The organism is Paraburkholderia sp. GAS448, assembly GCF_050435685.1.
Classification (GTDB): Bacteria; Pseudomonadota; Gammaproteobacteria; order Burkholderiales; family Burkholderiaceae; genus Paraburkholderia.
Window position 1 is genome coordinate 74,978 of the sequence record NZ_JBNDKT010000034.1, and the last position, 13,599, is coordinate 88,576.

13 protein-coding genes and 2 pseudogenes are annotated in these 13,599 nt (G+C 61.0%); 6 read left to right on the forward strand and 9 right to left on the reverse strand.

All coding sequences use genetic code 11. The annotated features are described in order from the left end of the window. Window positions 1-49: 49 nt before the first annotated feature. Genes P3T23_RS37630 through P3T23_RS37640 form a run of 3 tightly spaced genes read right to left on the reverse strand, consistent with a single transcriptional unit; the run spans window position 50 to window position 1,626 of the window. On the reverse strand, window positions 50-847 hold the full coding sequence (locus P3T23_RS37630; RefSeq protein WP_429321127.1) for a DUF899 domain-containing protein: 798 nt from the start codon (window positions 845-847) through the stop codon (window positions 50-52). 21 nt (window positions 848-868) lie between these two features. Beyond that, complete coding sequence (locus P3T23_RS37635; RefSeq protein ID WP_429321128.1) at window positions 869-1,297, reverse strand: SRPBCC family protein; 429 nt, start codon at window positions 1,295-1,297, stop codon at window positions 869-871. Then, window positions 1,204-1,626 (reverse strand): ArsR/SmtB family transcription factor, encoded by a 423-nt coding sequence (locus P3T23_RS37640; RefSeq protein ID WP_429321129.1) that lies wholly within the window; start codon window positions 1,624-1,626, stop codon window positions 1,204-1,206. The genes P3T23_RS37635 and P3T23_RS37640 overlap by 94 nt, the downstream gene beginning before the upstream one ends. A 507-nt stretch (window positions 1,627-2,133) precedes the next feature. On the opposite strand from P3T23_RS37640, the gene P3T23_RS37645 reads away from it, so the two are divergent. Beyond that, window positions 2,134-3,387, forward strand: coding sequence for a D-amino acid dehydrogenase (locus tag P3T23_RS37645; protein ID WP_429321130.1), 1,254 nt, complete (start codon window positions 2,134-2,136; stop codon window positions 3,385-3,387). Window positions 3,388-3,542: 155 nt separating this feature from the next. Then, entirely contained in the window at window positions 3,543-3,872 is a 330-nt protein-coding gene (locus tag P3T23_RS37650; protein WP_429321131.1) for a hypothetical protein, read from the forward strand. A 77-nt stretch (window positions 3,873-3,949) separates the two neighbouring features. Here the strand turns inward: P3T23_RS37650 and P3T23_RS37655 are convergent, their stop codons facing one another. Both P3T23_RS37655 and P3T23_RS37660 read right to left on the reverse strand, forming a co-directional pair. Further along, on the reverse strand, window positions 3,950-4,291 hold the full coding sequence (locus P3T23_RS37655; RefSeq protein ID WP_429321132.1) for a zinc ribbon domain-containing protein YjdM: 342 nt from the start codon (window positions 4,289-4,291) through the stop codon (window positions 3,950-3,952). Window positions 4,292-5,253: 962 nt separating this feature from the next. Next, window positions 5,254-5,847, reverse strand: coding sequence for a TetR/AcrR family transcriptional regulator (locus P3T23_RS37660; protein ID WP_429321133.1), 594 nt, complete (start codon window positions 5,845-5,847; stop codon window positions 5,254-5,256). A 118-nt stretch (window positions 5,848-5,965) separates the two neighbouring features. Between P3T23_RS37660 and P3T23_RS37665 the strand changes: the two genes are divergently transcribed. Further along, a complete protein-coding gene (locus P3T23_RS37665) occupies window positions 5,966-7,024 on the forward strand; it encodes a saccharopine dehydrogenase family protein (protein WP_429321134.1) in 1,059 nt (352 codons plus the stop codon). 185 nt (window positions 7,025-7,209) lie between these two features. On the opposite strand, the gene P3T23_RS37670 is transcribed toward P3T23_RS37665, so the two are convergent. Continuing rightward, window positions 7,210-7,791, reverse strand: coding sequence for a YdeI/OmpD-associated family protein (locus P3T23_RS37670; protein WP_429321135.1), 582 nt, complete (start codon window positions 7,789-7,791; stop codon window positions 7,210-7,212). A gap of 88 nt (window positions 7,792-7,879) precedes the next feature. On the opposite strand from P3T23_RS37670, the pseudogene P3T23_RS37675 reads away from it, so the two are divergent. Then, window positions 7,880-7,999, forward strand: a pseudogene (locus tag P3T23_RS37675) (transposase); the annotation flags it as partial. On the opposite strand, the gene P3T23_RS37680 reads toward P3T23_RS37675, so the two are convergent. Then, window positions 7,988-8,680 carry a glutamine cyclotransferase gene (locus P3T23_RS37680; protein ID WP_429321145.1) on the reverse strand — a complete coding sequence of 231 codons (693 nt, stop codon included), beginning with the start codon at window positions 8,678-8,680 and terminating at the stop codon, window positions 7,988-7,990. The pseudogene P3T23_RS37675 and the gene P3T23_RS37680 overlap by 12 nt on opposite strands. Window positions 8,681-8,692: 12 nt before the next feature. Continuing rightward, window positions 8,693-9,909 (reverse strand): annotated as a pseudogene (locus P3T23_RS37685) (helix-turn-helix domain-containing protein); the annotation flags it as partial. A 128-nt stretch (window positions 9,910-10,037) separates the two neighbouring features. Here P3T23_RS37685 and P3T23_RS37690 point away from each other — a divergent pair. Next, entirely contained in the window at window positions 10,038-10,802 is a 765-nt protein-coding gene (locus tag P3T23_RS37690) for a DUF899 domain-containing protein (RefSeq protein WP_429321146.1), read from the forward strand. 53 nt (window positions 10,803-10,855) lie between these two features. Continuing rightward, on the forward strand, window positions 10,856-11,647 hold the full coding sequence (locus P3T23_RS37695; RefSeq protein WP_429321136.1) for a DUF2182 domain-containing protein: 792 nt from the start codon (window positions 10,856-10,858) through the stop codon (window positions 11,645-11,647). A gap of 4 nt (window positions 11,648-11,651) precedes the next feature. Here P3T23_RS37695 and P3T23_RS37700 read toward each other — a convergent pair whose 3' ends face one another. Then, a complete protein-coding gene (locus tag P3T23_RS37700) occupies window positions 11,652-13,043 on the reverse strand; it encodes a short-chain fatty acid transporter (RefSeq protein WP_429321137.1) in 1,392 nt (463 codons plus the stop codon). Between the last annotated feature and the right edge of the window lie 556 nt (window positions 13,044-13,599).

The window sequence follows — 13,599 nt, forward strand, 5'->3', positions numbered from 1 at the left end:
GGTCGTCGCGGTGACCGGCCAAGGCAGCCTTGAGCCGGTCACGAACGTACTAGTGGCAAGATCGTCCCGCTTCGTGCTGCGCCGCCTGCGCGGCCGCAGCCGCGCTGGCACCTGCACCTGCATCGCTACGAACCTCGTCATAACGATCGTGATGACGCAGCCAGTCCATCATGTTGTGCTCTTCGTCGCGTCCCTTCGGCGTGAGGTCGAGCAGGGTATAGGCGCCGATGAGCGGCTCGCCGCCGCGTCCATATGCGGAGAACGTATGGAACACATCGCCCGCCTCGTCCTTGTAGAACACGCTGACACCCGGCAGTTCGTCGCTGTCGAAGCCCTGCGCCGCGACGTCGTTCATGTCGAAGTTGTAGTACACCTTGCCTTTGGCCCGCTGTTCGGGCGTGAACGACACGTGATAGTCGTAGTTGAAGTCGCTGCCGTGCGACGACACCCAGCGGAAATGCCAGCCCATGCGTTTCCTGAACGCTTCGATTTTCGCAAGTGGTGCGCGCGACACAGCGACATAGGCGACATCGCGCTGCTCGACATGCAGCAGCGCACCGTCGATATGATCGGACAGGAACGAGCAGCCCGGGCACCCCTCGTCCCAGTCCGGCCCTAGCATGAAGTGATAGACGATCAGCTGGCTGCGCCCGTTGAAAAGTTCAGCCAGCGTCTTGCGGCCATGCGGCGTATCGAAGGTGTAGGTCTTGTCGACCTTCTCCCACGGTAACGCGCGGCGCTTCGCCGCGAGCGCGTCGCGTGCGTGCGTCAAAGCCTTTTCCTCGGCCAGATGCGCCTTGTGCGCAGCGAGCCATTCTTCCCTTGAAACGATTCGATGCTGTTCCATTTGTACGTCCTCCTGCTGTGATCAGGCGAATTGCCGTGCGAGTCCGTCGAGCGCCTGGCCCCAACCGGTCTCGTGGTTATCGCGGGCGGCTTCATCGAAGAACTGTTCGTGCTTCAGCGTAAGCAGCGTGAGCTCGCCATCGCGCCGCAGCGTCAGCGTGACGAGCGACTCCCGCTCCGGCGTGCTGCGGTAGGCCCATGTGTAGACGAGCTTTTCGTCGCGCACGACTTCGCGAAACGTGCCGCTCACGTTGTGCTCCTCGCCGTCGGGCGCGCGCATGATGATCCGGAAGCGGCCGCCGACGCGCACGTCCATCTCCACATGAATCACGTCGGCGTTGCCGGGATGCATCCACTTCACGATTTGCGACGGGTCCGTCCAGGCACTGTAGATTTTCGCGGGCGTGGCATTGATTCGGCGCTGGAGCGTGAGACTGGGTTGGGCGGGCATGCTTCCTCCTCCACAAAGGCGGCAAGGTGATCGAGTGCATCGGTCCAGAAGCGCTGATAGCGGGCGAGCCATTCCATTGCTTGCTCCATCGGCCCGGGCGCAAGCCGGCACGCCACGGTGCGGCCTGTCTTGGTGCGCGTGATCAGACCGGCACCCGATAACACGTCGAGATGCTTCATCACTGCCGGCAACGACATCGCGAACGGCTGCGCGAGTTCGCTGACGGACAGATCCGCATGCGCGGACAGACGTGCAAGGAGCGCGCGTCGCGTCGGGTCGGCCAACGCGGCGAAGGTGCGATCCAGTGCGGGTTCCTGAAACTTAACCATATGGTTTAGTGTAGAACCTCGCGGCGTGATGTCAAGCAGGTCGCCGAAATTTTTTCGCTGTCGTGCCGGCGGCAGGTGCAGCCTTATTTCGGCGACGGGTTCGACGCCCTTGCGTTGTGCGCGCCAGGTGACGGCGGGTAGATAGATCCCCGGTGGCTGTGGATTGCGGCAGTGTGCGGTGCATCATTGGCTGCATGTTCAAATACCGGTGCGCGCTTCCATATCGGCCGGCACCCCGTGCGGCGGCAGGCTCGATGGCAACCTGTTTCGTGCAACGAGCCATCACAATGGATATGCGGGTTTCCGGGCATCCATAGCTCGGGCAGAGATCGCATACTATTCAACAGATCGCGCTTTGGGTCCGACGCCACGGCCGGTTCCCGTGCCGTCGCCTGGAACAGGAGGTACAGGAAAACAAGGGGACGATTTCTGCGATATAGCCCCTTTGTCCATACTTTGCATTTGCATCTGAATCAGAACAGGCAGTCATTCCTGGTGGAGGCTTTGATGCGAATCTTGATTCTCGGAGCGGGCGTGGTCGGTGTCACGAGCGCCTGGTATCTGGCGCGCGCCGGTCATGAGGTGACGGTGCTTGATCGCCAACCTGGCGCGGCGCTTGAGACCAGCTTCGGCAACGCCGGCCAGATTTCACCGGGCTATGCATCGCCGTGGGCCGGGCCGGGCGTACCGGCCAAGGCCATCAAATGGCTGTTGCAGAAGCATCCGCCGCTGTCACTCCTGCCGGACGGCACCTTGTTTCAGGTGCAATGGCTGACTCAGATGCTGGCCAACTGTACTAAAGCACGTTATGCCGTCAACAAGGCGCGCATGGTGCGCCTGGCCGAATATAGCCGCGATTGCTTCATGGCCCTGCGCGAGACCACCGGTATTACCTACGAGGGTCGCCAGCAGGGGACGCTGCAGGTCTTCCGCACGCAAAAACAGATGGACGGCACCGCCAAGGACATTGCCGTTCTGCAGGAAATGGGCGTGTCTTATGAGTTGCTGTCGCGCGATCAACTCGCGCGTGCCGAACCGGCGCTGGAAGGTTCGAAGAACAAACTGGTGGGGGGCCTGCGTTTGCCGGGCGATGAAACCGGGGACTGCCATGTCTTCACGACCACACTCGCTGAGATGGCACAGGCGCAGGGCGTGCGATTTCTGTTCAATCGCAGCATTGATGGCCTCGTGGTCGAAGGCGGCACGCTACAGGGCGTGCGTTCCGATAACGAAACCATCACAGCAGACGCTTGCGTCGTGGCACTAGGCAGCTATTCCACTGCACTGCTGCGTGGCCTCGTCAGCATCCCGGTCTACCCGGTGAAAGGCTATTCGATCACCGTGCCGATTACCGATGCTGCGCATGCGCCGGTCTCGACCATCCTCGACGAAACCTACAAAGTCGCGGTCACCCGTTTCGAGGATCGAATTCGCGTGGGTGGCATGGCCAATCTGGTGGGCTTCGACAAGGAACTGCATGGGACCCGGCGCGAGACGCTGGAATATGTTGTCACCGACCTGTTCCCGCTTGCAGGCGACGTCACGCGGGCGAGCTTCTGGACGGGCCTGCGGCCTATGACCCCGGACGGCACGCCGATTGTCGGACCGACCGCGATCAAGGGCTTGTGGCTCAATACCGGTCACGGGACGCTCGGCTGGACCATGTCCTGCGGTTCCGGACAACTGCTGGCGGATTTGATGTCGGGTAAAACGCCGGCAATTGTCGCTGACGATCTGGGGGTGAGTCGCTACCAAAACTAGCCGGACATTGAACGATGCGTGCAACCGTCGAAACCGGATCTGCAAGGTGTCGACGCGCTGTTTTGCCGACGCGTTGACTGTGCCGCCACATGCGCAAAGCCTGGCAACTCGGGACGGCGACGAAGGAGGGATCGGAGAGGAAAAATCGAGCAGGTATGTCAGTTATGGATAAGGCGGCTACCGAAGCTCAGCTTGAGTGCAACAAATTGCCCGTACCGGGAAATCGCATACTTGCCGGCCACATCGGCAACTCAATGCTAGAGGCAGTCGAGCACGACACTGGCGAAGGTGGCAAGCAACGTCTTCCGACGGGAGCTTTCTCCTTTAACAAAACCGACGACCGTTTGCTCAAGGCGGTAAACAAGCAGCTTCGCTCGTATTTGGGCACTGCCGACCACCGGGCTTGCATGTCCAGATTCGGCCTCACCCACAAGGAAATCGATCCCGCGCTCGTTGTTGAACTGCTCAGGGCGTTCAAGTGCTGAGACGGTTGCATGGATCCCGGAAGGCGATCAGCTTCGGCGTCCGGCCAACAGTCGCCAATCATGCGCCATGCGTCTCGTCACACCTTCTTGACGAATTCCGATTTCAGGCTCATGGCACCAAAGCCATCGATCTTGCAATCGATATCGTGGTCGCTGTCCACCAGCCGGATATTTTTTACCTTGGTGCCCATCTTGATCACCCCAGCCGAACCCTTCAGTTTCAAGTCCTTGATGACAGTGACGGTATCCCCATTCTGCAAGACATTTCCCGCTGAATCGCGATAAACCCTGTCAGCCGTTTCGGACGGCACGGCTGCTTGCGCCGACCATTCATGCGCACACTCCGGGCAGATGTAGACGCCCGCATCTTCGTACGTGAACCCGGAATTGCATTTGGGGCAGGGGGGCAATGCGCTCATGTGTAATCCTTGGGGCCTGACGAAGGCAATAAAAGCACGAAAGTATAGCGCTGTCCGATGGCTTGCTTATGTTGCCGCGCCCATGACGTCAATGTTGAGCGTCCACTTTCGGGATGTCTGAAGGTCGGCTTCACGCCCTGAGTCCGTCCATCAAGTTAGACCTTCGCGGCAAACACCAGACTTCGTTCTCTGCAGTGAGGGCTCAGGCCGTCCGCCGCATCTGATGGCGTGCCGGGCTCATGGTTAAACGACTTTGAATCCTGGCTGAGTTACTCAATAGAAAACACTCTGTCCTGAAGCGGCGCGAGATTTTCCGCAGACAACGCCGAGGTCATTGCCGGCGATCTCGAGTTCGTCGCGCCGGGGTGCGCAGACTTTGTTCTGTTGGACGACCGGAGACAACGACTCAAAAAACGTTGGCTACAGCCAGACATGGTGGCTCCTGAATCTGCTTATCAAAGCTGCATGGATCGAGGCAGATATTCTTTATTTTCACGTGGTTACGATCGTTCATAGGGTGCGCGGATCAGGATTGGCATAACCCGTGCAATGCGCAATTGTGCCCCGCAATCGACCTGATTCAGGTGCATTCGTATGTTCACCAGGCCCATTGGAGTCGTCATGAAAGCAAAATCTATCGCAGCCTTGTTAGTCGCAGGCTTCGCATCGCTGGCTGTTCCTGCCTACGCGGGCGGTTACGGCCCGGCATCCGTCGATTGCGGCAACGTCGGTGCGCCAGCATCGCAACACGGTCAAACCGCTCATACAAAGGCCGCGGAAGACGGCGACGGTAGTGTGGTTGACAAAAAGCGCAGTGGTGTCGGCGGTGACGAATCGGGCAGGTCGCAGTCTGGCCGGCGTGCTCCAGCTAATAGCATCGACCCTATGTATCGCGGTGGTTGACGAACCGGTCGCGGAGCGTCAGTTCGCTTCTGCTCCGCTACGGAACCGTTGCTTCTGGATCATCTCCTGGCTCTTTTCGGAATCAGTATTTGCGCCAGTTCCTGCAGGAACCGAACAGGCCCCTCTGCGTGCAGCGCGCGCCCGCTGCTTAGTGCGCCGTCGATGACCGTTCCCAGCCGTAAAGCAAAAGTCTCCGGTTCATCGATGCGCAAGGCTCGCGCCAGCTCCGCAAGTCGCCGTCGCAGTTCTCGCTTATGCGCCACCGCGACCTTGCGGGCGGGATGGTTGTCGTCCGCATATTCCGCGGCGATGTTGATCTGCGGGCAGCCGCGATAACCCGGACGCGCAATGCGTTCGCCAATCCATTGAAGTTGCGCGTCCAGTTCCTCGCGCGGTGCGCCCTTGTGCTGTGCGGCAACCGCATCCCAATGCCGCCAGAAGTCTTCGTCCTCAAGGAGAAGAAAGGCTTCGATCAGGTCATCTTTCGTCCCGAAATGACGATAAAGGCTCGTCTTGGCGACACCCGCCCGCGCCACGATAAGGTCGACGCCAACCGCCCGCGTGCCCTCCCGGTAGAAAAGTTCGCTAGCGGTCCGCAGAATGCGCTCGCGCGTATCGGGTGCGAGTCCGCGCGTTTGTTCTCCCTTCTTCATCCAGGCTCAACCTCAAAGATTGCTAATGCCGAAACATTGAGTTCAATCATAGCACTCCGGGATTGACGACGCTACAGATCTGTACTATAAAACAGACCGTTCTGTATCGGAGTCGACCATGAACGACCGAAGGATTGTTGCGGTGTACGGGGCCACGGGCCACACGGGACGCTTTGTTGTCGCGGAATTAAAGCGGCGAGGCCTCGGAGTTGTCCGGATAGGGCGAGATGCTGCACGCTTGCGGGAAAGCAGTGTCGGCGATACGACTGCCAGGCGCGTCGCCGCCATCGACGACCCCGAGCAACTCGACGCAGCGATCCGCGGCACGGACGCCGTCATTAACTGCGCCGGACCTTTTCTTGATACCGCGTTGCCGGTCGTCGATGCTGCGTTGCGGGCCAGGATTCCGTATCTCGACCTCACGGCGGAACAGGCCGCGCTCCAGGCGATGATCGATCAACGCGATGCAAGCGCGCGTGCTGCGGAGGTGTGCCTCATCCCTGCAGCGGCGTTCTATGGCGGTCTTGCCGATTTGCTCGTTACGGCAGCCGCAGACGGAGTTCAGCCGCTCGACAGGGTCGATATCGCCATCGGCCTCGACAGCTGGCATCCGACGCGTGGAACGCGTCTGACCGGCGAACGCAATCGCGCGACACGGCTTATCCAGGAGGCGGGCAGACTGGCGCCTGTCCCGCAGCCTGCGCCCGAAGGCGTATGGTCATTCCCGTCGCCGCTCGGCAACCTGGACGTGGTGATGCTCCCTTTTACGGAGGTGCTCACCGTCTCGCGTCATCTGCGCATCGACGCGGTCGAGTCCTGGCTCGCTCTTTCGGCCCTGCGCGACATTCGCGATCCCAATACGCCACCGCCCCGGCCTCACGATGAGCAGGGACGATCGGCCCAACAGTTCGTTGTGGACGTCGTGATCGCACAGAGTGGAACGGCGCGTCGTGTCACGGCAACGGGACGCGACATTTATGCGGTCAGTGCACCAATTGTCGTGGAGGCGACTGAGCGATTGCTGAGCGGCAAGGTCGCGCCACGGGGTGGTGTCACAAGTCTCGGAGAAATCTTCGACGCCAGGGATTTTCTCGACGCGCTCGATATGGTGACGGTTTCCTATGGTGCCGTATCCAGCCCAATACTCAGCAGGAGAGGCGGGCATGAGCAGCACTGACAAGGGGGTGCATATTTTCGATCACTTCATCGCGCAGGAAGTCCGTTGATCCTGTTTAATGGCTGGGATGCCGGGAGTCTTGCGCGCTGTCGAGGAATGCTTCAAGGTCTGTTACACCGTCATGCAATTGCCATGAACGCAAAGTGGGGTAATTTTCTAAGATTCGATTGATTTATTTATCTGATTTACTGATCATCTAATCCCTTTCCATTGAGAATTTTCTGCGTACATTTTTCAACCCTCGACTCGCGGGTTTTTGACTGTTTGGGTGCGGAAAAATAAAGAATATAAGCTCTTTGACGTCCAGGAGTCAGCGCATGGAAAGCAGCTTTCAAGGCAGGGATTTCATCCAGTTTATTTTGAAATTCTTCCGGAGTTGTGAATTCCGTGGTCTTTTTAAAAGCCACTTTCAAACCGGATTTTTCCACTTCGATGGCTTCATAAATATAGGACTTCAAGATGGCTTCCATCTCGACTATTTCTTGAGCATTGGTAAACCGTATCTGGCGCGTCGCCTGCGTGTTTTCCGTTTGCGTGATTAAAATACCCTTGGGATCCTTTAACAAAGCGCCTTTGAAAAACAAAAGTGCGCAGTATTCTTTAAATCCATGGATTAGAACTATGTTTCTTTTCTGAAATGTGTAACAGGGAACGCCCCATTTCAATTCTTCGCCCAGCTGGCAGTCAAGAACGATCGTTCTCAATTTCTCAAATTCTTTCTGCCATTTTTTGGCTTTACCTAGATATGCATCAACATCAGGATTCATTTTTTGATCTCCCTGACTAAAGTGATATTAAATATACGGCGCCAGTGCGGCATAACAGCGGACAGTGTCCGGCAAAGCCGGACACTGTAGTGAGACAGGGCATCCGTCGCTTGATCCCGAGTTGATGATCGGGATAGCGATCATTGGCAACAGCAACGGCATTCGCCCCGAGCGCCGACTTTGTGAGGAGGCTCTTTTAAACCTTGCTCGTGGAGTCGACGGGAATCTCCGAGTCGCTGTCGGCCGCGGAGGCTCGCCCGGGTCGGCGGACGGCTCTCACCTTCCCGCTGTTACCGCCTCCGCAGAAGAACTGCTCGCCGCCATCGGACTCGAGCCCCGATACGGCTGTTCCAGCCGGCATATCGAGCCTCTCCAGGACCTCTCCGGTTCGAGGGTCGACTCGCCTCAATTCGCTCGCGTCATCTTCCCAGGTGCCGTGCCAGAACTCTCCGTCCACCCATGTGACCCCGGTGACGAAGCGGTCGGACTCGATGGTGCGAAGAATCGCCCCTGTCTGGGGATCGACTTGATGGATCTTCCGGTCCCGATACTGTCCCACCCATAGCGTCCCTTCGGCCCAGGTGAGCCCGGAGTTACCGCCGTGGACGTCGGGCGCCGGGATCGAGGCGAGCACACGGCCGGTCGTCGGATCGATCTTCTTGATGCGATCCCCATCGATCTGAAACAGGTGCTGACCGTCGAAGGCCGTTCCTGCATGCGCGGCGACATCGATTGAACGCACCATCTTCCCGTTTGCGGGATCGAACGCGTTCAGCTTGTCTCCGGACGCAAACCAGACGTGCTGACCGTCATAGGTGACCCCACCCACGCTGTCGACACCCGGAAAGGGTCCGTACTCACAGACGATTTCTGCTGCGGATCGATTCATGCTTCCATCCTGGTCACGTGGTAGTGGAGGGGGAGTAACAAGGTCATCGTGAATCCCGGCACGGGCGGGGTCATCCAGCGACGGGCCCGGCCGCGACCGAACGACTGCACCTTGCCTGCTGCCGCAAGCGAGTCGAGTGCCCGCTGCACGGTGCGCTGGCTGGCGCCGAGCGCAAGCGCGAGGGCTGAGCTCGACCACGACTCACCGTCGGCGAGGAAGGCGAGCATCGTCGCATGCTCCTCTTCGACGGGCCGCGCCAGCACGACGACCTCGCGTGAGCGATGCGGCACCAGCGCAAAGCCGCGCTTCGTCGCGCTCACGTCGGCCAGTGCCCGGAGCGCCGTGCGAAGCCGCCCGACTTCGACGCGCAAGCGGGCGCGATGCGATTCATCGGCGAGCCTGGCCCGGAATGCCCGCGCGACGAGCGTGTCCCTCGGCACGTCTTCCGGCCACGCTTCGCCCAGCGCGCGTGCGAGTGTGAACAGCACCGGACGCGTTGCGAGCGAGACCACCGTGCCTGCGTCACGCACGACATGACGGCACGCGTCTACGACGAGCGCCTTCGACGCCAGTAATGCTCCAACCTCATCGAGCAGGAGGAACCGCTCCTCGCCACGCGCAATCAGGCGCGCCGCGGGCGTCTTCAGGATCAGGGATGCGCTTTCGACCTCCGCCGTCAGCGCGGGGATACCTGCGCGGCGCGCGGCGTCCCCGGCCCGGGCGAGCGCAGCGCGCGCCGTCTTCGTCTGGAGGCGACGTATCGCAATGCCCGCAACGACCAGTTCGTGGGCAGCCTTCGACGCGGGCGGAAAGGGCGCGGGGTCGATTCCGGCGAGGGTACGCTCGGCCTCGTCGAGGCGCCCGATCAGGAGGAGGCGCCGGACTTCGAGATACTGCGCGTGCGCGGCATTCACCCGGTCGCCGTGCGCTTCGAGCGTCGCGCGCGCTGCGTCGAGCGCCTTCGCAGGCCAGCCCAGGTCGCGCGAGGCGAGCGCGATCTCGGCCTCGGCGACGATACATCTCGCGCGCGCCACGGCCTCTTTTGGACCGAAGGCGCGCGCCGCACTTCGCACGAGCGCTTTCGCTCGAACGAAATCGCCGAGCTGGGCCATCGCGATGCCTCGAAGCGCGAGCGCTGGCGCATCGTCGCGCAAGGCGACCCGGTTCAGCGCGCCGAGGGGATCACCCGCCGCGAGCGCACGCGCCGCGGCCGTGATCAGCGAGTCCATGTTCATCCAAATCCCGCCACACTTGTCACTCCCACCGTTCGATGCCCGGTACTAATCTAGCACGACCACCAACCAGCACGTCGTATCGTGAACGAACGACGCAAGATACACAACGGAGGGAAAGCATGATGACGCGACATATGACCGGGACACGTGAAGAGTGGCTGGCGGCGCGGCTCGAGCTGCTCGATGCGGAGAAGGAGCTAACACGGCGCAGCGACGAACTGGCGCGGCGCCGTCAGGCGTTGCCATGGGTCCGGATCGACAGGAAGTACCAGTTCGAGACCGATGAAGGGAGCGCCTCGCTGGCAGACCTCTTCAGAGGACGCTCGCAGCTCCTCGTCTACCACTTCATGTTCGGGCCTGACTACACGGCAGGGTGCCCGTCCTGCTCGGCGATCGCGGACGGGTTCGATGGCTTCGTCGTCCACCTGGCGAACCACGACGTCACGCTTTCGGCGGTGTCGCGGGCGCCGCTCGCGAAGCTGCAGGCGTACAGGCGGCGGATGGGGTGGACGTTTCCCTGGGCGTCCTCGTCCGGCAGCGACTTCAACTTCGACTTCAACGTGTCGTTCACCGAGGAGCAGCAGCGCGAGAACGTCGTCGAATACAACTACCAGCGCGGCGGCCACGCGATGGACACGAAGCCGGCCCCGGAGCCGGTCGCCGAGTTCGCGGCCAACTGCGGAACCGATGCGCCCACCTACTCGCGCGAGAGGCCGGGCATGAGCGCGTTCGTGCTCGAGGACGGTGTCGTCTATCACACCTATTCCACCTATGCGCGCGGACTGGACGGCCTCTGGGGCATGTACCAGTGGCTCGACCGCGCCCCCAGGGGCCGCAACGAGACGGGTATCTGGTGGCGCCGCAACGACGAGTACGACAGGGGCTGAGCCAGCTCGAGGGTGTCGTTGGCGCAACTGGAAGACGGGAGATATTTCGACATATGGTTACCGAACAGGCTTCCCGGCGAACCTTTCTCGGCGTGTCGGCGCTGCTCTTCACCTCGAGCGCGGCGGTGACGATCGTCTGGTCCGCGTCCATGTCGGCGATGGGCGAGATGCCCATGCCCGGCGGCTGGACGATGTCAATGGCGTGGATGCGGATGCCCGGACAGACGTGGCCCGGCGCCGCGGCGTCGTTCCTTGGCATGTGGGTTGTGATGATGGTCGCGATGATGCTGCCATCCCTGATGCCAATGTTGTGGCACTACCGTCTCGCCGTGGGCAGGGCAGGCGAGACGCGCCTGGGTCGGTTGACCGCGGTGGTGGGCGTGGGGTACTTCTTCGTGTGGACCGCGTTCGGAGTGGCCGCCTTTGCGCTGGGCGTCGCACTGGCGGCGCTCGAGATGCAACTGCCTGTGCTGGCGCGCGCGGTTCCGGTCGCGGCTGGTGTGGTTGTCCTGAGCGCCGGCGCGCTCCAGTTCACCGCATGGAAGTCACATCACCTTGCCTGCTGCCGGCAGGCACCGGGACGCGGCCGTACCTTGCCGGCCGACGTCGGCACCGCCTGGCGACACGGACTGCGCCTTGGTCTGCATTGCAGCTACTGCTGTGGAGGCCTGACGGCGATCCTGCTCGTCATCGGGGTCATGGACCTGCGCGCGATGGCTACCGTGACGGCAGCCATCACCGTCGAACGGGTCGCGCCGACCGGTGAGCGCGTCGCGCGAGTCATCGGAGCCGTCGTCGTCGGGGCAGGGTTGTTCCTGATCGCGCGAGCAGCCGGGCTCGGATGACGGATTACGGAACAAGCCAGAGCGCGCTCGCGTAGATCACTAGCGACACGACGAAAGTAATGGCTGTGTAGCCCATCACGCGCTGGATGCGAATGCCGGCTATCGCAACCACGGGCACAGCCCAGAATGGTTGCAGCATGTTCGAGACATTTTCCGCCATCGCGACGCCCATGGCGGTGCGGGGCACCGAAGCATGCAGGCTGAGTGCGGCGGGAAGAACGAACGGCCCCTGCACCGCCCAGTGCCCGCCCGCGCTGGGAATAAGAAGCGTGATGATGAGCGAGCTCAGGAAGCTCCACACGGGGAGGGTCACCGGAGTAGCAATCGCCACGAACGTTTTGGCGATGGCGGACGCCAGCCCGGTCCCCGTCATGATGCCCATGATGCCGCCGTACACTGGATATTGCAGCAGCATCGAGCCGGTCTGGCGCGCGGCCCGGCGAATTGCATCGGCATAGGCGATCGGCGTACGTTGCAGCGCCAGTCCTACCAGCAGGAAGATCAGGATCGTCGTGTTGATGTCCAGTTCGAAACCTTTGCTGTGCCAGGTCATGGCGAGATAGCCGACACCCAATGCCAGCAGGAACAGCGTGCCGAGGATCGAGCGCTCGGCACGGGCCGCCAACGAAGACAGCGCCGCACCCCGTGCATGCGGATCGGCCTCGGCACCAGCATTTGCCTCAGGCAGGGTTTCGTTGAACGCGACAACGTGTTCGGGCTTCGGGTGCATCCAGATGAAGATGGCGGTCATCACGACGACCACCAGCACGGTGGGAATGAAAACGAACGGCGCGAAAACCGTCTCGCTCAACGGAATAACCTGCCCGGTGGCCTTTTCAACGAGATTCAAGGCGTTGCCGTGCGAAGCTTGAGATAGCGCAATCGAACTCGACAACCCGCTGTTACAGACCGACCACGCGGAATAGCTGCCCGCGACGAGCCACGCGAAATCCACCTTCACGCGCCGCGCGATTTCGCGCGAAAGCAGCGCGCCGACGATCAGACCGAGCCCCCAGTTGAGCCATGCTGCAACCGCGACGATCGGGAAGACCACCAGCGCAGCGCGAGCGGGTGTCTGAACGCGGGCAGCCATCGCTCGCAAGCCTCGCTGCACGATGGGGGCGTCGGCGATTGCGTATCCGGTCGCAAGAATCAGGATCATCTGCAACGCGAAGCCGAGGATGTTGAATGTGCCTCCATACCAGGACGCAAGAAGGACGGGCAATGAGGCGTGCGGCCCAAAGGCCAGGGCCAGCAGACAGACCACCATGGTCAAGCCAATTGAAAGGACGAACGGGTCAGGCATGACCTGCTCGAACACGTAGACAAGGCTCGCTACGACGCCTTGATGCAGTGTGCGGTCCTTCCTGGCTGAATCGTTGTCTCGCTTTTCCATGGTCTCTTTCCTCTGATCGCGCGCCGTCCTGGGTCCATCCCGGCACCCGCTGTTCGTGTGATGAGCGCCGGCATGACAGGTGCAGCTTACGTGCACGCGAATTGTCGTCATTGCCGCGAGGAACCATACTTGATTTCGGCATTTTCTGCATCGCCGTGGACACTGCGATGCAGCGGGCAAAGGTCGGGCATCTGTACCGGCTTTCAGAAAGCCTTCGTGTGAACAAACAAAAAAGTTTGACACATAGGGCCCTTGAAAATCAGGGGTCTAGCGATCAACGCGAACTCGATCCAGAGAAATAGAGTTCGACATAAACACAGCTCAGCTTGACTCGGGTAGAAATCGTGCAACAAAAAAAGTTTGACACAACCGGTGAGCGGCGGAGTCTTGCATAGACACTTTCGATTGGATACCTGGCCTGGTCGCGAACTGCCGCCTGTTCTGACGTGACCGGCCGTAGCCGACCCACACCCGCCCTTTGACCCGGCGCGCCTTCGGCGACAGGTTTCGGAGGCACAACGGCCATAGGAGCAGCCCGCTCAGACAGTTTTTCAAC

What these genes read in the sequence shown, in the direction of transcription:
- P3T23_RS37655 (WP_429321132.1), bottom strand. Translation starts at nt 4,291, where the DNA reads ATGAGCGCATTGCCCCCCTGCCCCAAATGCAATTCCGGGTTCACGTAC.
- P3T23_RS37650 (WP_429321131.1), top strand. Translation starts at nt 3,543, where the DNA reads ATGTCAGTTATGGATAAGGCGGCTACCGAAGCTCAGCTTGAGTGCAAC.
- P3T23_RS37635 (WP_429321128.1), bottom strand. Translation starts at nt 1,297, where the DNA reads ATGCCCGCCCAACCCAGTCTCACGCTCCAGCGCCGAATCAATGCCACG.
- P3T23_RS37630 (WP_429321127.1), bottom strand. Translation starts at nt 847, where the DNA reads ATGGAACAGCATCGAATCGTTTCAAGGGAAGAATGGCTCGCTGCGCAC.
- P3T23_RS37670 (WP_429321135.1), bottom strand. Translation starts at nt 7,791, where the DNA reads ATGAATCCTGATGTTGATGCATATCTAGGTAAAGCCAAAAAATGGCAG.
- P3T23_RS37680 (WP_429321145.1), bottom strand. Translation starts at nt 8,680, where the DNA reads ATGAATCGATCCGCAGCAGAAATCGTCTGTGAGTACGGACCCTTTCCG.
- P3T23_RS37645 (WP_429321130.1), top strand. Translation starts at nt 2,134, where the DNA reads ATGCGAATCTTGATTCTCGGAGCGGGCGTGGTCGGTGTCACGAGCGCC.
- P3T23_RS37700 (WP_429321137.1), bottom strand. Translation starts at nt 13,043, where the DNA reads ATGGAAAAGCGAGACAACGATTCAGCCAGGAAGGACCGCACACTGCAT.
- P3T23_RS37695 (WP_429321136.1), top strand. Translation starts at nt 10,856, where the DNA reads ATGGTTACCGAACAGGCTTCCCGGCGAACCTTTCTCGGCGTGTCGGCG.
- P3T23_RS37640 (WP_429321129.1), bottom strand. Translation starts at nt 1,626, where the DNA reads ATGGTTAAGTTTCAGGAACCCGCACTGGATCGCACCTTCGCCGCGTTG.
- P3T23_RS37665 (WP_429321134.1), top strand. Translation starts at nt 5,966, where the DNA reads ATGAACGACCGAAGGATTGTTGCGGTGTACGGGGCCACGGGCCACACG.
- P3T23_RS37690 (WP_429321146.1), top strand. Translation starts at nt 10,038, where the DNA reads ATGACGCGACATATGACCGGGACACGTGAAGAGTGGCTGGCGGCGCGG.
- P3T23_RS37660 (WP_429321133.1), bottom strand. Translation starts at nt 5,847, where the DNA reads ATGAAGAAGGGAGAACAAACGCGCGGACTCGCACCCGATACGCGCGAG.